Origin of the sequence: Legionella erythra (assembly GCF_001467615.1) — a bacterium.
Classification (GTDB): Bacteria; Pseudomonadota; Gammaproteobacteria; order Legionellales; family Legionellaceae; genus Legionella_C; species Legionella_C erythra.
The window spans coordinates 177,591-198,637 of sequence record NZ_LNYA01000003.1 but is presented as its reverse complement, the minus strand read 5'-3'; the positions used below and the strand labels follow the sequence as shown (position 1 = coordinate 198,637).

Below are 21,047 nucleotides of genomic sequence, written 5' to 3'. Positions count from 1 at the left end.
GATGTGGGGGTGGTATGCTGCGCATCAGCAAATTGGCCGATTATGGAACAGTGATGATGGTATATCTTGCACGGCGTGCCCCGGCGCTTTGTAATGCCAGGGATATTGCCCAGCATACACACATTGCGGTTCCCACAGTCAGTAAATTACTCAAACGCCTGACGGCGGCTGGGTTATTGACGTCCGTACGCGGCGTCAGCGGGGGGTATCGATTAAAGCTCACGGCTTCCGAGATATCCGTAGGACAGATTATCAGTGCTCTGGAAGAGCGGCTCGGCTTAACCGAATGCAGTTTGCAACAGAATGTCTGCTCGCTGCAGAGTGTTTGTCATGTACAGGGCAATTGGCGATTAATCAGCCAGGCAATTGAAGCGGCGTTGGACAGTGTCAGTCTTGAAGTACTGGCTAAACCCACGCTGCCCGCGGTGGAAATTGACCGCATCAGGCAATTAGCAAGTGGAGTTACTCATGGCTAAAAGCAACGAACAGATTCATTCTCTCCTTGAAAGGGAATATCAACACGGTTTTGTAACCGACATTGAAGTGGATACCTTCGAGCCGGGCCTCAATGAAGAGGTCATTCGCCGTTTGTCTGCGATTAAGGGGGAACCTCCATTTTTGCTTGAATGGCGTTTGAAGGCGTTTGAATATTGGCAAAGCATGCCGCATCCCGAATGGTCAAGTGTCCACTACCCGCCGATTGATTACCAGGCCGTGTCTTACTATTCCGCGCCGAAAAGCAAAAAAGATGCGCCAAAAAGCCTGGATGAAGTCGATCCCGAATTGCTGCGCACCTATGAAAAACTCGGCATTCCCCTGCATGAACAGGAAATGCTGGCTGGTGTGGCCGTCGATGCGGTATTCGACAGTGTTTCGGTGGCAACCACCTTTAAGGCCAAGCTCGCCGAAGCCGGTGTTATTTTCTGTTCGTTTTCAGAAGCCGTGCGCGAATACCCCGAGTTAGTACGTCAATACCTGGGCTCTGTGGTTCCTTACCGCGATAATTTTTATGCGGCTTTAAATTCCGCTGTATTCAGTGACGGCTCCTTTGTCTACATTCCCAAAGGTGTTCGCTGCCCGATGGAATTATCCACCTATTTCCGCATCAATGCCGCTTCCACGGGGCAGTTTGAACGCACGCTGATTGTGGCCGACAGCGACAGCTATGTGTCTTATCTCGAAGGGTGTACTGCACCCATGCGGGATGAAAACCAGCTGCATGCGGCGGTGGTTGAGTTGGTGGCTCTCGATGGCGCGCAGATTAAATACTCTACCGTGCAAAACTGGTATCCGGGGGATAAAGACGGCAAGGGTGGAATTTACAATTTTGTCACCAAGCGCGGTGCCTGCCGGGGTAAACGGTCCAAGATTTCCTGGACACAGATTGAAACCGGTTCGGCCATTACCTGGAAATACCCCAGTGTGATTTTGCAGGGCGACGACTCGGTGGGTGAATTTTATTCGGTAGCCCTGACTAATAATTGTCAGCAGGCGGATACCGGCACCAAGATGATTCACATCGGCAAAAATACCCGTTCAACGATTATCGCCAAGGGCATCAGCGCTGGACGTTCCCATAATGCTTACCGCGGTTTGGTCCGCATAGCGCCTACGGCCGTCAATGCACGCAATTTTACCCAATGTGACTCCATGCTGATGGGGAGTGAGTGTTCAGCGCATACGTTTCCTTATATCGAGGTGAAAAATCCCACCGCTCAACTTGAGCATGAAGCAACCACCTCCAAAATCAGTGAGGAGCAATTATTTTATTGCCAGCAGCGAGGCATCGATACAGAGGATGCGGTGTCCATGATTGTCAATGGTTTTTGTAAACAAGTGTTAAAAGAGTTACCTATGGAATTTGCCGTCGAAGCGACCAAATTGCTGGGTATCAGTCTGGAGGGGGCAGTAGGCTAATATGTTAACAATCAATAACTTAAATGTTGCCATTAACGAGCAACCCATTTTAAAAGGCATTGACCTTGCGATTAAAGCCGGGGAAGTCCATGCGATCATGGGTCCAAATGGTTCAGGAAAAAGCACCTTGTCAAAAGTACTTGCCGGCCATCCCGCTTACCAGGTGACGGCGGGAGATGTGACTTACCTGAATCAGGATTTACTGTCTATGCCGCCTGAAGCGCGGGCCCAGGCTGGGGTTTTTATGTCGTTCCAGTACCCGGTTGAAATTCCGGGCGTCACCAATATTAATTTTTTGAAAGCTTCTGTGAATGCTGTGCGTAAGGGCCAACAAAAAAACACCCTGGATGCGATTGAATTCTTGAGTTTTATCCGCGAAAAATGCCAGTTACTGGATATGGATGAAAGTTTTCTGTACCGAAGCATCAATGAAGGCTTCTCTGGTGGTGAAAAAAAACGCAATGAAATTTTGCAGATGGCTGCGTTAGAGCCAAAACTCGCGATTCTGGATGAAACGGATTCAGGGTTGGACATTGATGCCTTGCGCATTATTTCCCAGGGTGTGAACGCCATGCGTTCGCCTGAGCGGGCAATCATTCTGGTGACCCATTATCAACGGTTGCTGGATTACATTGAACCTGATTTTATTCATGTGCTCGCCAATGGCCGTATTGTCAAATCAGGCGACAAATCGCTCGCGCTCGATCTGGAGAAAAAAGGGTACAGCTGGCTTGAGGAGACGGAGCAGGTATGAGCGAGGTCTTGAGTTTTTATCAACAGCAAGCCGAGGCGGGCCTGTCGCCTATTGCCTGGCTGGCTGATTTGCAGAAGAAAGCCTTGCGTGACTTTAATCGTCAGGGGTTTCCGGCAAAGCAGCAGGAGGACTGGAAATACACCAGCCTCGACGGTTTTTTGCAGCAGCCGTTTACTGCGGCCAAGGGTGCGTTTTCTACTGCTCAGGCAGTACCTTCAGACATACCTTGTGCTCTGCGTCTCATGGTGCATAATGGCCAGGTGCTGGGTGCCGAGGCACTGGCGCCGCAATTACCGCCAGGGATGATGGTGCAATCCCTGCAGGATGCCCTTCAAACCATTCCTGAGCGTATAAAACCCTGGCTAGGGCAAATTGCCCGCCATGAACATGGCTTTCAGGCATTGAATTCCGCGATGATGCAAAGTGGCGTGGTTATTTATCTACCCGCGGGCGTTAAGCTTGAAGAGCCTTTGCTCATTGAGCATTGGCAGGATAATGACCATCAAGCGGTACATACCCGTCAGCTGATTATTGCGGAAGCGGGTAGCGAAGCCACGGTAATTGAGTATTTTCAGGGCGGCCCGGGGCGTTGTTATTTCAGCAATACCTTGACGGAAATCAGGGTTGATTCGGGCGCCAGCATCACCCATTATAAGATTCAGAATGAAAGCCGGGCAGCTTACCATATCGGTGAAGTGGCGGCTCATGTGGCGGCTTTAGGCCAATTCAACAGTCAATCCTTAAGTGTTGGCGCTAAAATGGCGCGTAGCGATACCCGCATTACCTTTAAAGGGGAAAAAGCTCAGGCATTGATGAATGGCATTTACATGACTTCAGATAACCAGCATGTGGATCATCACACGGTGGTGAATCATGAGGTGCCCCATTGCCATAGCGAACAGGATTATAAGGGTATCCTTTCCGGACGTTGCCGCGCGGTATTTAATGGCAAAGTCATTGTCGCCAGACATGCCCAGCATACCGAGGCCCATCAACAGAATAAAAACCTGCTGTTGTCCCCCCAGGCCGAAATCGATACCAAGCCGCAATTGGAAATTTTTGCTGATGATGTGATTTGCTCACATGGTGCGACAGTGGGGCAGTTGGACGAAGAGGCGTTGTTTTATCTGGCAACGCGAGGTATTGAGCGTTCAGAGGCAATTCATTATTTAATTCATGCGTTTGCCGCCGCGAATTTACGCTTGATTCCCCACCGCCCATTAGCCGACTGGATGGCAGCGCTCATCAGTCAACAGTTGAGGGAACCGTCATGACTACAGCCACCGCCTTGCTGAGTGAGACCGAATTACACACAATAAGGGCGCAATTCCCTATTCTTCATCAAAGGGTGAATGATTGTCCTTATGTTTATTTTGACAATGCGGCCACGACCCAGAAGCCCAAGGCTGTCATTGAGGCCATGAATCATTACTACACCCAGGATAATGCCAACGTGCATCGCGGGGTGCACACGCTTTCCGCGCGAGCCACTATCCAGTATGAGGCGGCACGCGGCAAGGTTCAACGCTTCATTCATGCCAGGGCACCACAGGAATGTATTTTTGTACGGGGTACGACAGAAGGGATCAACCTGGTTGCCCAAAGTTATGTTCGTCCGCGTATTCGCGCCGGTGAGGAAATCCTGATTACCCATATGGAACACCATGCCAACATTGTTCCCTGGCAAATGGTTTGTCAACAAACCGGAGCGCAATTGCAGGTGGCACCTATTTCTTATGATGGGGAAGTGCTCCTGGATGAGTTTGAGAAAAAATTAAACGCCAAGACTAAACTGGTGGCTATCAGTTACGTTTCCAACGCGCTGGGCACCATTAATCCGGTCAAACAGATGATTGATATGGCGCATGCCCGTGGGGCGCTGGTGTTGTTGGATGGTGCGCAATCCACGGCCCATTTACCCATCGATGTGCAGGATCTGGATTGTGATTTTTATGCGTTTTCCGGCCATAAAATGTATGGCCCAACCGGCATTGGCGTTCTGTGGGGCAAAGAGCATCTGCTCAATGACATGTCTCCTTACCAGGGCGGCGGTGAAATGATTCAGTACGTCACCTTTGACGCCACGGAATATGCCCCGCTTCCTCATAAATTTGAAGCAGGGACCCCAAATATTGCCGGTGTCATTGGTCTTGGTGCGACGCTTGATTATTTATGGTCCCTGGATATGGAAGCGATTGCAGCTTATGAGGCGCATTTATTGGATTATGCTACCCGCGCGGTGCAATCGGTCAAAGGCTTTAAGATCATCGGTACCGCGCGTCATAAAGTGCCCATTGTTTCCTTTGTCCATGGAAAAATTCACGCGCACGATATCGGTACCATTCTTGACAGCGAGGGCATTGCGGTACGCAGCGGTCATCATTGCGCCATGCCGTTGATGGCATTTTTCGACGTGGCGGCGACCTCGCGCCTTTCGTTGGCCTTTTATAATACCAAAGAAGAAATCGATCGGTTTGCCTGCGCGCTTGAACGGGTGAAAGAGGTGTTTGCATGAGTATGGAATTACGCGAGTTATATCAGGAAATTATCATCGACCATAATCGTAATCCAAGAAACCATCATACGATGGCCGATGCGACGTCGACGGCCAATGGCTTTAATCCCTTGTGCGGCGATAAACTGACGCTTTATTTAAAAGTTGAAAATGATTGCTTGAAACAATTGAGTTTTGTGGGTTGCGGTTGTGCCATTTCGCAAGCCTCTGCTTCCCTGATGACGGAAGCGCTACAGGGAAAAACCGTGTCCGAAGCCCATGAATTATTTCAGCGCTTTCATGCCATGGTGACTCGTGACGACGACGGCCACTTAAGCTCCCTCGATAAACTCGCTGTTTTAGCCGGTGTCAGGGCTTATCCGGCCCGGGTTAAATGCGCCACATTAGCCTGGCATACCCTGGAATCGGCATTGAACAAAGAAACAGCGGTTGTCAGTACGGAGTAAGTCATGTTTGGTTTTAAAAAAAAGCAGGATCTGGATGTGTTAAAGGATAATGCCATTGCTGCCTTAAAAACCGTCTATGACCCTGAAATCCCGGTCAACATTTATGATTTGGGATTAATTTATGATGTCAGCATTGATGAGGAGCATCACGTTCACGTCAAAATGACACTAACGACGCCCGGCTGTCCGGTAGCCCAGACTTTTCCGGGAACGGTGGAGCAAGCGGTGAATAAGGTGGAAGGCGTCAGCGATTGTACCGTGGAGTTGGTGTGGGATCCACCCTGGACTCAGGAACGCATGACCGAAGCGGCGCGTCTGGAACTGGGTATTTTTTATTGAAATGACGACCAACGAGACCCATGAAAGCTGGCAACCGTCGGCTGAACTTCACCTGCTGCATCAGCGTGCCCAAACCATGCAGGCTATTCGCCATTTCTTTAATCACCGCGGTTATCTTGAGGTTGAGACGCCGATCATGTGCCGTTTTGGCATCACCGACGTGTACTTAAGCAATATCGTGGCGACGTTCAGAAATAAACCCTATTGTTTGCAAACCTCTCCCGAGTACGCCATGAAGCGTTTGCTGGCTGCTGGCAGCGGTCCGATTTACCAGTTAGCGCGGGTTTTTCGCGATGACGAACTGGGTCGTTGGCACAATCCGGAATTTACCCTGCTGGAATGGTATCAGTTGGGGATTGATCATCATGCCTTGATGACGGAAGTCGATGCCTTGCTGCAACAGGTTTTATCCTGTCCGCCCCTGATTAAAAAAACCTATTGCCAGGCTTTTCTTGAAACCTGCGGGCTTCACCCTGTTGAGGCGGGCATTGATGATTTTAAGTCCACTTTAAGGCGCTATCAATTGGATAATGTGCTGGATGAGGCGGAAGAGGATCGCGATCAATACCTGTTTTTGCTGATGAGTCATGTGGTTGAGCCTCAACTGGGCCACTTGCCGGCACCAGTGGCGGTATATGATTTCCCAGCCTCACAAGCAGCACTCGCTAAAATCAATGCGCAAGGGTTTGCCGATCGTTTTGAAGTGTATTTTCGCGGCGTTGAACTGGCAAATGGTTTTCACGAGTTGACGGATGCGAGGGCTCAGCAGCAGCGCTTTGATCAGGACTTAGCCATACGCCAGCGCCAGGGCTTGCCAAGTCCTGCCGTCGACAGTTATCTACTGGCGGCCCTCAAGCATGGGTTGCCGCCTTGCAGCGGCGTGGCCTTGGGCATTGACCGGCTGCTGGCGCTGGCATTTAACCAACCTGCATTAGCCAGGGTCATGGCCTTTGATTTTTCCCGCGCTTAAGCGCCATATTCTTCATCTAAAGCACGGGTAATGTCTTCAAATCGGAAACAATAGCCGGCCTTAAGCAAACGCGTGGGGATAACGCGTTGACCTTTCAACACCAGCATCTCACCCATCTCACCCAACAGCAGCTTAATGGCCATGGCTGGGGTTTTTAAAAAGAGGGGGCGTTGCATGGCCTTGGCCAGGGCACGGGCAAATTCAGCCTGACTGACAGGATTGGGGGAGGTGATGTTCACGGCGCCGTGCAGGGCGGGATGAGCGAGTAAAAAACGTAAGGCTTCCACGACATCAAGGTAATGCACCCAGGAGAGAATTTGCTTGCCATCGCCAAGAATGCTGCCCAAGCCCAGATTAAACGACGGGTGCAATTTTTTAAGCATGCCTTCATTGCGCTTCAAAACAACCCCAAAACGGGTAATGGTAACCGGTAAATTAATGTCATAGGCCTCATCCAGCGCCTGTTGCCAGCGTACGCCAATCTCCTGCATGTAATCTTTCGGGTGTTGTTCATCAATCACAGTGTCTTCGTCAAAAGCCTGAGGGTCGCCATTGGCCTGGGCGCCGTAAATGCCCACGGCATTGGCGCAATAAAAATGCGGCGAAGCCTGCTGTTGTTTTATCCAGTGTATCAAGGCGTGCGTGGTGTCCACGCGGGACTGAATGATTTGCCGTTTAACCGCCTCACTCCAGCGCGAAGCGCCAATATTATGCCCGCTTAAATTCATGACTGCGTCAAACTGGCCAGCCGGCAGATTTTCAAGCGTTGACCACTCGGCAAAAGCAACGGCGGTGGGAAAAAGACGCTGCAGGCGGCTTAGGTTCCGACCGAGGGCTGTGACCTGATGTTCATTTTTAATGGCATCGATAAACTGGCGGCCAATAAATCCCGAGGCGCCGGCAATCAGCAACTTCATTGGCTACTCCTTTCATATTCAAGGCTTGCGGCAATGGCTTCCCTTAGGGGCGTCAACGGTATGATCTCGGGAAGCGTTGCTTTTAAGCGGTCTATCAGTAATCGCCTGGAAGCGCTCATGAACTCACGCTTCATTTCGCTCGCAGTTTGCCAGATTTGCCTAAAAGGCAGGTAGGGAGCGGAGGGAACTTGAAGTAGTTCGGCTGTTAGCCGTTGCAATTCACCCATTTTATCAGGTTCGCCGTCGGCAATATTTAGAGTCAGGGACTGGTCGTTTTTTTCTTCGCCCAGGGCGGCCAGGATTTTTGCCAAATCGCGCACATAGATATGGTTACTGAATGGTGCTTCATCGGGTTTAATTAATGGGACTTGTTGCAGCGCACTGGCCGTTGGCAAACGATGCGGGCCGTAAATGCCCGCTAACCTTAAAATCAGACAGGGAATGTTTTGCTGTTGGCAGAAAGCCTGCCATTGTTTTTCCGCATCGAGACGCCTTAACTGGCGATCTGATTGAATCAGGCAGGGGCTTTGTTCATCAACCCATGCCCCCTGATGATCGCCGTAGACGCCGCTGGTGCTGCAATAAATGACTTTGCTAACCGACAAATGGGCCTCTTTTAGAAATTGCTGAAGCAGCTTATCCTCTGGGCCATGGGATGAGGGCGGGATAAAATAATAAAGCACCGTGTCTTTTTCCTCGACGGTCAAACCCTGTTGCACATCATGCGACTGGTGCTTAAGGCCAGGTAATAACGGCATGGATTGGTGCCGTGATAATGCTGTGACCTCCTGCCTGTTCTCCAACAGGTGGTGCGCCAGGTAATAAGCAGAGTAGCCATAACCGATAATTAAATGCTTCATGGCAGGGTAATCCTTGTGAAAGCCTATTTGTTTATTATGACCAATATCTCAGGGTACGGCTATGATAATTCATCTCATTCAGATGCATTTGCCCTGGGTAGCTTGAGGAACAGGCTTACACCAGATCAACGGCATCACTGTCGACTCTTAAACGACAGAGACTTTGGAAGTCACACCGTTGGCAAGTGCTTGCCTTGGCAGGTCTGGGTGGGCAATGCCCTTTTATAAATTCATCGGCCAGAGCATGTAGCTGTTGTTGCCAGCGCTCTCGGCAGCTTTGCCAGGATTCGTCTTTTTTAATGGAACTGATGCCTGCCAGTTCCTGTTTCTCTTCGCTTAAGCCCCGGCATTGCAACTGACCGTTTTTAAGCTCAGCCAGCAAAATGGTATTGATGCTGTCACTGAGCAGGGCATAAAGCAGCAATTGGGGTTCGGTGGGGCGTTCTTCGTTCCAGGGTGTACTTTGGATGCTGCTTTTATAATCAATCACCCATTGTTTACCATCGTCCATTCTGTCCATGCGGTCTATGCGCACCTGAAAATCAATCCCTGACAAAGGCAGGTGAAAGCGTTGCTCCAGAGCCTCTACCGTAAAGGCGGGGCGTTGCCTTTCCCATTCGAGGCTGGCATGCACAAGGCGCTTAAGGCGCGTGATTTCTACGGATTGAACCAGAGGCGGGAAGGAGTGTTTTCGAATGCGGGCATAGGGTTTAAGCGCCTGCTCGATCGCCTCTTCAATTAAGCAGTCCAGCGCTTCCCGGGGTTTACTGAGTAGTGTTGCCTGGTCTTTCAGTAAAGTCCAGATGATTTCCATGATGTGATGAATGATTTGGCCGCGTTCACGGGCATCCGGGCCGTCGGACACCTCCGCCGCTGCTTTGGCGTGTAGGCGGTGGGCGGCGAATGCACGGAAGGGGCATTTGGCCTGATTGGCCAGTAACGCTGTACCACCGGCAATGGCTTCTTCAGTTTGAACCGGGACAAGGTAATCTTCGATAACCGTCTCCAGTATAGAGGACGCAGATAAAGCTGCAGGCGGTATGGAGAGGGCCTCGTAAAAAGGGATGCCTTTAAGCAGCGGACTTGGCCGGTTGGGTTTGTCTTCTGTCTGACCAGGGTAGCTTAAAATGCACACCGCTGCGGCATTGCAGAGCCTGCTCAAGGTTTTTTCCGCCAAATCAAATTCGCGCTCAGGCAGCGCGTAAGGCATGCGTTTTTCGCGTTGCAGGGCAAGCGGAATAAAGGCGGAAGGCCTCGTTTTCTGCGGCAGGCAATCTTCGGTAAGGCCGCTGACCCAGACGCAATCAAACGCAAGCCCTGCCGCTTCAAGCAAACCCATGATCTGAATGGGGGACGAGTTACTTTTTTGAGGTTGAAAAATGCTTGCTTTTGCCAACTCGGTCAACACGTGCAAAGCCTGGGTTTTTTCAAGGGATGGGGCAAGGAACGCCAGGGACTTGAACTCATCCAGCAGCAGTAAAAACCGTTGATAACATTGGTAGTTGGCAGAATCAAGCGGGTATTCGCCTGGGAACTGTAATTGGCTTAGCCGCTGATGAAAAAAGTGAACCCATTGCTGCGGTGTCGCTGTATCAGGGTAAGGCCGCAGAGCGTTGAGCAATGCCGCGAGTTTAGGCGCCTCTAAAGACAAGTCATGGATAAACAAAGACAGGTCAAACCGCATTTCCCGCAATAACAGGCCGTGTTGTGCATAGTGCATGCGCTTTGAAAATTCGTTTTGTGAATGGCCAATAAAAGGAGAATACAGCAAGAGATTGGCTTGCTGACGGTTTAAATGCTCATTCTCAAGGCTTAACCAGCAAAGAGCATGGCTGACTAAGGAGTAATCCAGAAGATTCTTGCCCAGTGATAAATTGAAGGTATCGGTGGGGAAATGGTCAGTCATTAACCGGTAAAGCGCGGCAGCCTGTTGTTGCAGGTCTGGAACCACGACGCCAATCCGCTCCCGACCCTCGCTTAATTGTTGATGAAGCCAGTAAATCAATTGCCGGTATTCATCGTTATTGTCTTTTGCGGCATATACCTGGGTTTTGTTATCCGATTTTAGCCAATCGACGTGATGCTGGGCGATATCCCGGGTTGAAAAATACGCCTGCAATGCCTGCTGCTGTGGGGTGTAATCGTCAAAACAGGCCCAGATGATCGCCTGATGAGGGAGGTCATGCGGAGGATGCGCTAAAAAATAAGGCACCCATTGCTCGGTCGTTATCGCATCCAGGGCATGCAGCCGCTGGTCCATCAGGGTTCGCCACTGTTGAAACAGACGGGTTTGCACGGTGCTCTCAAAAGCAGGGTGCCGGTTGTCTATTTGCCATAAATGACAACGCGTCCAACTGTCCTGTACCTGCTGAATCAGCCCCTGATTGGGAGCCGCGCCCAAGTGCTCTGTCAGAACCTGTTGCCATAAAAAACGCCCTTGCTCTGTGCTTAATAACCGCGGGACGGGATGGCGGCTAGTTTGGGCACAGCCCTTGTACAGGGACAATAAAAAGGCTTGATAGGAAACACAGCGTGGTTTGGCCAGGACCGGGGACAGTGCCGTTAAGGCATAATCATTAAGCAATTGCATGGCCAGGCGGTTATTGGGGGTAATGACTGTTGCCCCCGAAGCCATTTGCAACAGCAGTTCCTGTCGATTATTGATGGTCTTCATCCGTGGTCTTTACTGCCTTTGATGCATGAATCTGGTGTTGTTCGACGGCTCGAATGCCGGGCATGAAACGTTGATTGAAATAAAGGGCGGTCAACGCGAGTAAAGGGATAAGCCATATCCCTAAAACCAGTAGCATGGAGAGGAAAATCACGCCAAAAATAACAAAATAGTCTTGCCAGTGCTGGGCACGGCTCATGAAGGCAGGATCACTGTAATACGTATGGATAAATGTGCCGAGGCTTATCGCAAACAAAACGAGAACAGCAATTAAAAGTCCCCAAAGCACAGCACGCCACCAGCGGCCTGGCTTAGCCAGTGTTTCGCCAAAGACCGCCCCGGTCAAGGCGCCAATGAACACGGCATAAAAGAGGGCCGGGAATGCGGGCAGGATTTGGCGTCCATACAAGCTTAAAACGGTGTATTTGGCAAAAAAAAGGAACAACAGGGCAAATACCCCAAAATACACAGCCCCGATAACCCGGGCGTTGAGCGATGATTGATGAGTCAATGGTTGCCCCTTTTTAATGGTGATGCGCGCGCAGTCTGCGTTTATAGCTTCTTTGACTGCGCTGTTGCCTAAGCTTTTGTGGATTGTGCTCCATGTGAAGCAGGGTGTAAATTATTTTGCTTCGTAAATAAACGGCGGCCAATCCAGCGACTAAACCAAGCCACAATCCTGCCAGTATATAGCTCTCCGCCACGACAAACAAATACATGATGACTATTTGTTCAAAAGATGCCTCGTTAAAGGCGTTGTGCGGCTGATCTTTCATCAGGTAAAGAAGACCCAAATCATACACGGGTATGGCGGCAATGGCCATTAAAAACCCCAACAGGAAGGCTTTAGGCCAACAAGGCTGCTTTACGCTAAGGATGCGGCGGCCAAATAAAGCGCCAAAGAGGGCAGCGACGAGACCCCCTAAAAGAATGGCTTTAAAGATATGCATGGACTGATCGAATCCCGCTGCATACAGCACGGTGTTGACCAAAATCGTCAACACAATGGCAATTAAGGCAAAATAAACAGCCGCCAGCAAGCGTGGGTTAGGGATATACACGGAGTCGCGTGAAAAATGTCTCATCATGATAAACCTGTAAATCGACGGTACGTCTGGAAGAACCACTCGAGAAAAATCGTGTCACACGTGTTAATTTTAGCGCAAAAATTGCTTAATTGATTTTTTTATCTACAATTAAGATAGAAAAAGAACAGGGGTTCAACTATATGGATATAACACCTTTCTTCAAACTAATGGTTGATCGCGGGGCATCGGATTTATTTTTCAGCGTAGGCGCGCCGCCCAATATCAAAATTGAAGGCATTACCTCTCCTATAGGACAAGCACCGCTTAAATCCCAGCAAATGGCTGAAATCGCCGCGTCCATCATGAATGACGAGCAACGCAAGGAATTTGAAGCCACCATGGAACTCAACATGGCGATTTCCATTGGCGGAATAGGACGTTTTCGGGTCAATCTCTTCAGGCAGCGCGGCGAAACCGCCATGGTCGTACGTTACATTAAAGGCATTATTCCAACCATTGAAGAATTGCAGTTACCGGCGGTATTAAACTCCATCGTCATGGAACTGCGAGGGTTGGTATTGGTCGTGGGATCAACCAGTTCAGGTAAATCCACCACCCTGGCGGCGATGATTGATTACCGTAACGAAAATCATCGAGGTCATATCTTGACCATTGAAGATCCGATTGAATACCTTTATAAACACAAAAAATCCATTGTTGATCAACGGGAAGTCGGCATTGATACCCTGGATTATGACAATGCCTTAAAAAATGCCATGCGCGAAGCGCCTGATGTCATTCTTATCGGGGAAATTCGTGATCGCAATACCATGAAACATGCCATTTCCTATGCCGAAACAGGGCATTTATGCTTGTCGACCCTCCATGCAAACAATGCCAACCAAACCATGGATCGCATTCTCAATTTTTTCCCGGAAGATGCGAGGCACCAGTTGTTGCTGGATTTATCCCTGAACCTGCGTGCCATCATTTCACTGCGGTTGATACCGGGATTACATAACCAGCGTGTCCCTGCGGTGGAAATCATGATCAATTCGCCTTATATTGCCGATTTGATTGAAAAAGGGAAGGTCGATGAAATCAAGGAGGTCATGGCTCGTTCGCGCGAACAGGGTATGCAGACATTTGACCAGGCCTTGTTTGATCTATACAAAGCCGGCAAAATCAGTAAAGAAAATGCCATTCGCTTTGCTGATTCGAAAAATAATGTCGGTCTTCAGATTCGACTATCGGAAGAGCGCGGCATTGGAGGTGAAGTGGACTTGACCATTGAGGAAGATGAAAAATCCAAATTTTGAGCAGATAGGGCTTCTCAATGAACCTGAAAACTGATAAAATAATATCCAATTCTGCTGTATTTATAGCCTGATATCATGCCAGAGCGGGTAAAACTAAAACGTATTGAGGATAAAAAAGCGTTAAAGCGCACGGGGCATGCCGTTTTTAAGGCAAAGCTTAGGGACGGCGATACAAAAAAAAGCATCTTTTATAAAGAAAACAAACACGGCGAAAGCATGGCTTCGCAAATGGAGGTGGCTTTCAGCGGCCTCGTCTCCCGTTTTCTTAAACCGAGGCTCACAGCCAGACAGGCACTGGTTATGGATGGGCGCAAAATTACCGGTGTGTTGTCGGAGTACCTTGGCTATACCGCCAGTGACCGTGAAGGGGATGGCGCTCAATTCTATGCCATCGGCCCAGATGGAATCATTGATCTTCAACCCAGGACGTACGCGGAACCGGAAAATATCCCTGTCTATTTTTTTAATGACTTACCCGCTGGGTATTTTACCCGTCTCACCAGCGCCTTTAAGGACGGAAGTCTGACCTTTGACATGGCTTCCTTAGCCAGTGTTCTGGCGGCGGCTTATACGCTTGAAGAAGATGATCTGCATAAAGGCAATTTTTGTTTTTACCTGACTAGGAAGATGACGGCAAATGGCCTTAAACCGCACGTCGTTTTCATGAAAATCGATCACGACCTGATGATGGCCGACAGTGTCATGTCGCATGGGCATGCCCGGGTAGCCAACTGGCTCTATCAGAAGGACGCGTTTAGCATTACCGAGCGCGATTTGCTTCATTTCCCCAAGCTGCTCGATTCAAAGAATCATTACTGGCCAACCAGCCGTCGCTTGTTCGTTAAGCCGTTTGATCCAAAGGTTTATAATGATGACAATGAAATGACGGCCTTTGCGGCTTTATCGACCAATGAAGCGTTTGTTCGGGCCAAGTGGCAGGAATTTTATAAACACGTGCTGATTCCCCGGCAATTAATTGAAGACGATGTGGCCATGGGCTTTGACCGGAATAATCCGGCCGATCGCGCCCAGATTACCTTAATTACCAATGCTGTGGTGGCGAGGCAAGCGCGTTTGCGAGCCGTGCTTTTCTCGATTGCCGAGTTTCGCAATTTTGTTAAAAGCCTGCATGTGGATGCGGACAGTGATCTCCAATGCATTGAAGATGAAATTTTTACCGGGGTAGACCCGCTTGTTAAAGAAAAGTTACGGGTTGATTTCAAGAAAGAAACAGATTTTCACCAGTATTTATTAAACGATGAAACCCATGGCTTTAAGGAAAAAGACACGCCTCTGCACACAGCCATTCGCCTGGGTGATTATCGTTATGATGAAACCTGGGATGCGTTTAGCCGCTTTGCCCGCCGGAAAAACAAGGACGGTGTGACGCCCATGCAGCTGGCAATAAGTCTGGTTTCATCGGTCAAAGAAAAGAAAACTGCCCTTAACGATCCCAGAAAGAACCCATTTTTTATAGTCAATCATTTGCTTAATCAGGGACTTAATTACCCGATGACACGAAAGCTTCGCAGCCAGGTGTCGGACTATCAACTGCCTACCGCTCATTTGAATGAAGCAAAGAAAGCCACCAATCTGACTGAGTTGCTGGCGGTGTTTCAGGCCATAGGTGAGGATGGACGCTTTACCCTCAAAATGAGAAAAGATTTAGCTATTTCCGCATTAGACTGCTTCATCATCGCCCAAGCGAATAACCCTCATCTGCGCAAGATTTTGTCTGATTTCAGACAGGCCTTAAATGGCGACAAGGTCCCGCAATTGCAATACATTCGGCAATTACGTTCCGAGTTATGGATTATTCGCCAGATTCGCGGGCTGTTAGGGGGGACCTACACCCAGGTATGCCTGACTGAGCGTGTGGATGAAGAACTGGCCAAGCTGCCCCTTCAAGCCCCCAGGCGTCATGGATTATTTAATGAAAAAGCAGAGCCAAAAAATGGCCATGCCCTGGCTCTGGTCAATAATATAGCGTGTCCCGTCTTGATGGCTTAAACTTAATAAACTTGTTATTTTTACTGCTGAACGGTAAGGTTAACGTTTTGATTTATCACGGAAGGATGATGAAAACGTTCCTTTTTCTTTTTCTTTTAGTCACCACTTTGTTTTGTGAGGCAGCACCTGAGCAGGGTAGTGTAGTATTAAAATTGACCACGGTTGAGCGTAACAAGCAGTGTCCTCCCTTTCTCCGTGATGCCGATGTGGTGATTGACTACGATTATGATTTTACACGCAACCGCGGCTTGGCTTATTTAAAACAACTGAAATCGGAAAAGGTTAATTACACCCTGCACCCCTTGGGATTAAGCAATTATTATGCATTCATGTCGGACATGCCGCCAACGCCCCAGTCTATTGGCGATGAGCAGGTCATTTTGTACCGGATTATTTTCCATATCTACAAACCGTTTAAAACCCGCGTTATGCTCATGTTGGGCGAGCAGGGTCAATGCATCATGAGCTCGGAAATGACCGCTTAAGGCCTCATTATTGAGTTTTTGCCGGCGTTGGCGTTGTAGCCGGCGTTGGCGTTGTAGCTGGTGTTGGCGTCGTGGTTGACGTTGGCGTTGTAGCTGGCGTCGGCGTTGTGGCTGACGTTGGCGTCGTGGTTGACGTCGGCGTGACGCCGGTTTTGGATGGGGAAGCGTCAGGCATGGAGATATTCTTGTCTGTGGCTTTCGGGGCCACGTTTTTAAGCAATTGCTCTTCGGCTTCTTTTTTCATCACAATGATGCTGATACGGCGGTTATTGGGGTTAAAGGGATCGGATTTGTCGAACAGGACTGTCGAGGCGAAACCGGTCACTTCAAGCACTTTATCGTCTTTCATCCCGGCCTTGATCAATGCCCGCCGTGCAGTATTGGCACGCAGTGTCGACAACTCCCAGTTTGTGAGTTCCAAATCTTCGGGGTTCTGATAGGGATGGCCATCTGTATGGCCCTGAATGCTGACCTTGTTAGGCATTTTGTTAAGAAGTTTGGCAATTTTAATCAGGATCTGTTGCATTTGCGGATCCATTTTGTCACTGCCCATATCAAACATGGGTCTGTTTTTATTATCAATTAACTGAATGCGTAAGCCTTCAGAAACCACATCCATGAGCAATTGATCCTTCAGATCGGCAAGCGCTGGATCTTTGGCCATGGCCAGCATGATATCGGATTTTAATTTTTCCAACTGCTTCATTTCATCGGCCTGACTACCCGGATCCTTGATTTTAGCCGCTTCCTTTTTTTCATTAATGGGCTGATTACTGGCTGAAACCTGGCCATCTTTCTTTTCAATGTTCTGCCCCCCGCCCTGAACACTGATGTCGCGCGAACCCATACTGTCACCACCGAGCAGGGCGATTTTCAGCGGCTGTTTGAAATATTCGGATAAGCCTTCTTTTTGTGCTTTATTTAGAGAAGCCAGCAGCCACATGAGGAGAAAAAACGCCATCATGGCCGTCACGAAATCGGCGTAGGCAATCTTCCAGGAGCCGCCATGATGACCATGCCCATGCTTTTTGATTTTACGGATAATCGGGGGATGGGCTTCCTTATCCTTGTCTTTGCTGTCGTTGCCGTCCACACAAACCTCTTGTTACTATTCACTTTCGGGTTTTGCAATCGTCGAAGCCGATTTGATTTGTTCATTCAGCTCGTTAAACGAAGGCCTTGAAGCAGAAAATAACACTTTGCGACCAAACTCAGTGGCAATAATCGGTGGATTATTATTCATACTGGCAAGTATAGTTACTTTAATGCAATTGAGCATGAGCTGGGATGAGTTGGCGCGTTGTTCCATGGCATTGGCGACGGGGCCGACGAAGCCATAACCAAGCAGAATACCCAAAAAGGTTCCTACCAGGGCATGAGCCACTAAAACCCCCAACTCGGCAGGGGGCAGGTGAATCGACTCCATGGTGTGCACGACCCCCAATACGGCGGCAACAATCCCGAAAGCCGGCATACCGTCTGCCAGTTTGGTGATGGCCTGAGCCGGGATCATTTCTTCGGTATGGTGGGTTTCAATTTCACTGTCCATCAGGGCTTCCAGCTGATGAGGCTGCAGATTGGAGGTGATAATCAGCCTGAAATAATCGCAAATGAATTCAATGATATGGTGTTTGGCCATCAAGCGTGGGAAATTCGTGAAAATGGGGCTGTTCGCCGGATCATCAACGTCTGTTTCCAGGGACATCAAACCTTCCTGGCGGGATTTGTTGAGCAGGGCATAAAGCAGTGCCAGCAAATCCATGTAAAGGACTTTTTCTGATTTCTGGCCCTTAAATACAGCTGGTAAGGCTTTGCCAATGGCTTTTAACACCGTCGGGTTGTTGCCCACAATGAGGGCGCCGATTGCGGCACCCCCGATAATAAGCAGTTCCAGCGGCTGAAAAACCGCCGCCAGATGGCCCCCTGCCAGGGCAAAGCCACCAAAAACACAGAGTAGAATAACAATGTAACCGATAATAATGAGCATGTAATAATTTCCTATCTAACGTAGCGCAGGATGCTTACATACAATTTCCAATTTAAAAGCAAAAAACATACCCTTCATAACACGCCTCACTGATTCATATAATCATGAACGACTTTGCCGTACGGCAGGGTTAAATCGGATTGCAGATGCACCGCATTCACCACCCGTTTAACCGGTAAGGATGCGACAGGGGCCAAGGCATGATGAAACAGCTCCAACTGTGCCGGTCCGGACCAGGCTCCCTTAATGGTCAAGTCAGTCAGGTAGTACTCCACCAATTCGCAGATGCGGGTTGTGCCATCGACATGGGGGATGATTTTCAGTAAATAATTGGGGGCGGACATCGATTCGGCTACTTTTTTACTATCCAGCGCCTGAAACTTGTAACCCATGGTAGCCGTGGCGATGCGGGTGTGGCCATAATCGAGTGTACCGACTAAAACTTCCTTGTCGACAACCAGGGTGGGTTGCGCCAGTTTTTTGGGGAATCCCCAGATTTCGCGGCCACCGGCAATGGGCGGCAAATCGTCTAAAAACATGGCATGAGTATAACCGCCGCTTTTGCCCTGAAAACGGACTGGAATAACCTGGCCTGATTCGGTGTAATCACCAAAGCCTGTGGAGTCCGGCATGCGGATAAATTCAAATTTAACCAGGGGGTCTGTGACTTCCAGGGGTTCAGGCACGACCTCCCGCAACAAGTCCATGTCGGTTTCATAAGTCACGATCAAATATTCGCGGTTAATAAAGCGATAAGGGCCGCGAGGGTAGCATGGACAGGTAAACGGCATGGCAAATGCCTGATCTTTGACTTCAGATTCCTTCATGATAAAACTCCTGTAAGATGAGTGGGGGTAACCGCCATATCATAGACTTCAATTCCAGACAGCTCAGGTATTTGTGCATGCCATGGGGATCGTTCAATGCCGCGGCGCCCATCGCGGTAGCCTGCGGCAATACGCTCCATCACCGATTTGCGTGAAAATTCGTAATCCTTGGAAGCTAAATCCGTATCGTCCCCTGGATAAAGAAAACGTACCAGGGCCACGGTTTTGTCACAACCGCAGCTTAGGCAGTCTTCTACGTCAGGATTTTTATCTTTAGCTGTTTCAGGAATAAATGCTGACAGCATTTTAATGCGGTATTTGAGCGAGTGGATTTCTTTGTGCATGTTGACGATTTCAGCAAAGCGGCTCGAATACTCGATGTCCTTTTTGCGTTTGAGGACTTCATCCAGGGAAGAGGGCTTTAATCCCAGTGAATTAAACAAATGCACCATAAAGCACAGCAGGGTTTTGGATGGATTCTGGCTTAACACATAACTGATTGGGGAGTTGCTGGAAATGCCGCCGTCCCAGTAAAATTTGCCCTCGATTTCAATGGCAGGGAAACCGGGCGGTAACGCGCCGCTGGCCATAATGTGTTCAGGGCCAAGGGTTTCCTTCGCAGAGTCAAAGTAAACAATGGAACCGGAACAGACTTCAACCGCACCGACACTCAACCGGGTTTCGCCGGCATTGATGCGGTCAAAATCAATGAGGCGCTCCAGGGTTCCTTTCAGTGCGGACGTGTCATAGTAACTGATCTTGTCCACAGCGCTTTCCATACTTAATTCCGGCTGCGGGTAGCGTGGCGTAAAAAATCCAGGCTGTCCAAACCATAAAGCAGACTGGGCAGACATGAAATGTTCCCAGCGCCTGCCGGCATGGTCGTTGTGCCAGGCATCCACGTCAAAAAACGTGGGTGTGGTAACGCTTTCCCAGAAAGATAGCATTTTCTGGAAACGTTCTGCCGGCGGATTGCCCGCTGCCAAAGCGGCATTGATAGCACCAATGGAGGTGCCGACAAACCAGTCCGGAAAATAATTGGCTTCCTGCAGCGCCTGTAAGACCCCCACCTGATAAGTGCCTAAGGCGCCGCCTCCCTGTAAGGAACACGCCAGATAATCATGCTGGCGGTTCGGTTTTAGCCGCGCAGCCACTATTCCATTACCCAGCCGTGACTGACGATAAGCGATTGACCTGTGAGCGCGTTGGATTTAAATGAGGCAAAAAACAAGGCGGTCTCAGCCACGTCTTTAGTCGTCGTAAATTCACCGTCTACGGTTTCTTTCAGCATCACTTTTTTTATGACATCTTCTTCGGAAATACCCAATTCTTTCGCTTGCTCAGGAATTTGCTTGTCAACCAAGGGTGTGCGGACAAAGCCTGGGCAAATGACATTGGCTCGTACGCCATGAGCGGCGCCTTCTTTGGCGACCACGCGGCATAAGCCAAGCAGACCGTGTTTGGCGGTCACATAGGGTGCTTTTAGCAACGAGGCTTCTTTGGAGTGGACTGAGCCCATGTAAATAATGCTGCCGCTGTTTGAGCGGTACATGTATTTCAAGGCGGCGCGCGTCGTTAAAAAGGCGCCGTCAAGATGGATGGCCAGCATTTTTTTCCAGTCAGAAAAAGACAGCTTGTCGACAGACTCAATGATCTGAATACCGGCATTACTGACTAACACATCGATACCGCCAAATTGATCGGCGACCGCATCGATGCCGTTATTGACCTGTTCTTCGTCGGTCACATTCATGGCGACGGCCATGGCCTGGCCGCCTTTGGCTTTGATTTCGTCAGCCACGACCTGGGCTTGACTGAGATTTAAATCAGCAATGGCGACCTTGCTGCCTTCGCGGGCGTAAAGCAGGGCGATTTCTTTGCCTATGCCGCTGGCGGCCCCGGTAACCACTGAAACTTTATCTTTTAATTGCATACGAACATTCCTTGTTGTTATCGTTCTTGTGAAGCGTCCTGTTAGTGCCAATGCGTCAACCTGAATAAA

Annotated in this window: 21 protein-coding genes; 11 read left to right on the top strand and 10 right to left on the bottom strand. The window is 49.4% G+C overall.

The features are described from left to right. Positions 1-14: 14 nt before the first annotated feature. Genes Lery_RS02040 through epmA form a run of 8 tightly spaced genes read left to right on the top strand, consistent with a single transcriptional unit; the run spans position 15 to position 6,941 of the window. Positions 15-476: an SUF system Fe-S cluster assembly regulator gene (locus Lery_RS02040; protein ID WP_058525579.1), complete on the top strand. Its 462-nt coding sequence runs from the start codon at positions 15-17 to the stop codon at positions 474-476. Then, positions 469-1,917, top strand: a complete 1,449-nt coding sequence (sufB, locus tag Lery_RS02035; RefSeq protein ID WP_058525578.1) for a Fe-S cluster assembly protein SufB — start codon at positions 469-471, stop codon at positions 1,915-1,917. Before Lery_RS02040 ends, sufB begins: the two co-directional genes overlap by 8 nt. Before the next feature lies 1 nt (position 1,918). After that, positions 1,919-2,671 (top strand): Fe-S cluster assembly ATPase SufC, encoded by a 753-nt coding sequence (sufC, locus tag Lery_RS02030; protein ID WP_058525577.1) that lies wholly within the window; start codon positions 1,919-1,921, stop codon positions 2,669-2,671. Beyond that, the gene (gene sufD / locus Lery_RS02025) at positions 2,668-3,945 is read left to right on the top strand and encodes a Fe-S cluster assembly protein SufD (protein WP_058525576.1); all 1,278 of its coding nucleotides are present in this window, start codon (positions 2,668-2,670) and stop codon (positions 3,943-3,945) included. The genes sufC and sufD overlap by 4 nt, the downstream gene beginning before the upstream one ends. Next, on the top strand, positions 3,942-5,186 hold the full coding sequence (locus tag Lery_RS02020) for a cysteine desulfurase (protein WP_058525575.1): 1,245 nt from the start codon (positions 3,942-3,944) through the stop codon (positions 5,184-5,186). Before sufD ends, Lery_RS02020 begins: the two co-directional genes overlap by 4 nt. Further along, on the top strand, positions 5,183-5,632 hold the full coding sequence (sufU, locus tag Lery_RS02015; RefSeq protein ID WP_058525574.1) for a Fe-S cluster assembly sulfur transfer protein SufU: 450 nt from the start codon (positions 5,183-5,185) through the stop codon (positions 5,630-5,632). Before Lery_RS02020 ends, sufU begins: the two co-directional genes overlap by 4 nt. A 3-nt stretch (positions 5,633-5,635) precedes the next feature. Next, positions 5,636-5,971 carry an SUF system Fe-S cluster assembly protein gene (locus Lery_RS02010; RefSeq protein ID WP_058525573.1) on the top strand — a complete coding sequence of 112 codons (336 nt, stop codon included), beginning with the start codon at positions 5,636-5,638 and terminating at the stop codon, positions 5,969-5,971. A 1-nt stretch (position 5,972) separates the two neighbouring features. Continuing rightward, a complete protein-coding gene (epmA, locus tag Lery_RS02005) occupies positions 5,973-6,941 on the top strand; it encodes an elongation factor P--(R)-beta-lysine ligase (RefSeq protein ID WP_058525572.1) in 969 nt (322 codons plus the stop codon). On the opposite strand, the gene Lery_RS02000 is transcribed toward epmA, so the two are convergent. The 5 genes from Lery_RS02000 to Lery_RS01980 all read right to left on the bottom strand — a co-directional run bounded on the left by Lery_RS02000 (position 6,938) and on the right by Lery_RS01980 (position 12,477). Further along, complete coding sequence (locus Lery_RS02000; protein ID WP_058525571.1) at positions 6,938-7,858, bottom strand: TIGR01777 family oxidoreductase; 921 nt, start codon at positions 7,856-7,858, stop codon at positions 6,938-6,940. The two genes, epmA and Lery_RS02000, sit on opposite strands and share 4 nt — an antisense overlap. Next, complete coding sequence (locus Lery_RS01995; RefSeq protein WP_058525570.1) at positions 7,855-8,718, bottom strand: NAD-dependent epimerase/dehydratase family protein; 864 nt, start codon at positions 8,716-8,718, stop codon at positions 7,855-7,857. Before Lery_RS01995 ends, Lery_RS02000 begins: the two co-directional genes overlap by 4 nt. A 115-nt stretch (positions 8,719-8,833) precedes the next feature. Then, complete coding sequence (locus Lery_RS01990) at positions 8,834-11,392, bottom strand: PD-(D/E)XK nuclease family protein (RefSeq protein WP_058525569.1); 2,559 nt, start codon at positions 11,390-11,392, stop codon at positions 8,834-8,836. After that, positions 11,376-11,900: a hypothetical protein gene (locus tag Lery_RS01985; RefSeq protein ID WP_058525568.1), complete on the bottom strand. Its 525-nt coding sequence runs from the start codon at positions 11,898-11,900 to the stop codon at positions 11,376-11,378. Before Lery_RS01985 ends, Lery_RS01990 begins: the two co-directional genes overlap by 17 nt. 13 nt (positions 11,901-11,913) lie before the next feature. Continuing rightward, the gene (locus Lery_RS01980; protein ID WP_131750928.1) at positions 11,914-12,477 is read right to left on the bottom strand and encodes a hypothetical protein; all 564 of its coding nucleotides are present in this window, start codon (positions 12,475-12,477) and stop codon (positions 11,914-11,916) included. 140 nt (positions 12,478-12,617) lie between these two features. Here Lery_RS01980 and Lery_RS01975 point away from each other — a divergent pair, with 140 nt between their 5' ends. From Lery_RS01975 to Lery_RS01965, 3 genes are all read left to right on the top strand, one after another. Next, a complete protein-coding gene (locus Lery_RS01975; protein WP_058525566.1) occupies positions 12,618-13,736 on the top strand; it encodes a PilT/PilU family type 4a pilus ATPase in 1,119 nt (372 codons plus the stop codon). A gap of 75 nt (positions 13,737-13,811) precedes the next feature. Next, positions 13,812-15,746, top strand: coding sequence for a Dot/Icm T4SS effector AnkK/LegA5 (gene ankK, locus Lery_RS01970; protein ID WP_058525565.1), 1,935 nt, complete (start codon positions 13,812-13,814; stop codon positions 15,744-15,746). Between the two features lie 65 nt (positions 15,747-15,811). After that, positions 15,812-16,231, top strand: a complete 420-nt coding sequence (locus Lery_RS01965) for a hypothetical protein (RefSeq protein ID WP_065230222.1) — start codon at positions 15,812-15,814, stop codon at positions 16,229-16,231. Positions 16,232-16,238: 7 nt separating this feature from the next. Here the strand turns inward: Lery_RS01965 and motB are convergent, their stop codons facing one another. The 5 genes from motB to Lery_RS01940 form a co-directional block, all read right to left on the bottom strand. Continuing rightward, positions 16,239-17,324 (bottom strand): flagellar motor protein MotB, encoded by a 1,086-nt coding sequence (motB, locus tag Lery_RS01960; RefSeq protein ID WP_065230221.1) that lies wholly within the window; start codon positions 17,322-17,324, stop codon positions 16,239-16,241. A 15-nt stretch (positions 17,325-17,339) separates the two neighbouring features. Next, on the bottom strand, positions 17,340-18,218 hold the full coding sequence (motA, locus tag Lery_RS01955; protein ID WP_058525563.1) for a flagellar motor stator protein MotA: 879 nt from the start codon (positions 18,216-18,218) through the stop codon (positions 17,340-17,342). An 86-nt stretch (positions 18,219-18,304) separates the two neighbouring features. Next, positions 18,305-19,045: an acetoacetate decarboxylase gene (locus tag Lery_RS01950; RefSeq protein WP_058525562.1), complete on the bottom strand. Its 741-nt coding sequence runs from the start codon at positions 19,043-19,045 to the stop codon at positions 18,305-18,307. Next, on the bottom strand, positions 19,042-20,199 hold the full coding sequence (locus Lery_RS01945) for a patatin-like phospholipase family protein (RefSeq protein WP_058525561.1): 1,158 nt from the start codon (positions 20,197-20,199) through the stop codon (positions 19,042-19,044). The genes Lery_RS01950 and Lery_RS01945 overlap by 4 nt, the downstream gene beginning before the upstream one ends. Continuing rightward, on the bottom strand, positions 20,199-20,978 hold the full coding sequence (locus tag Lery_RS01940; protein ID WP_058525560.1) for a 3-hydroxybutyrate dehydrogenase: 780 nt from the start codon (positions 20,976-20,978) through the stop codon (positions 20,199-20,201). Before Lery_RS01940 ends, Lery_RS01945 begins: the two co-directional genes overlap by 1 nt. Positions 20,979-21,047 lie beyond the last annotated feature (69 nt).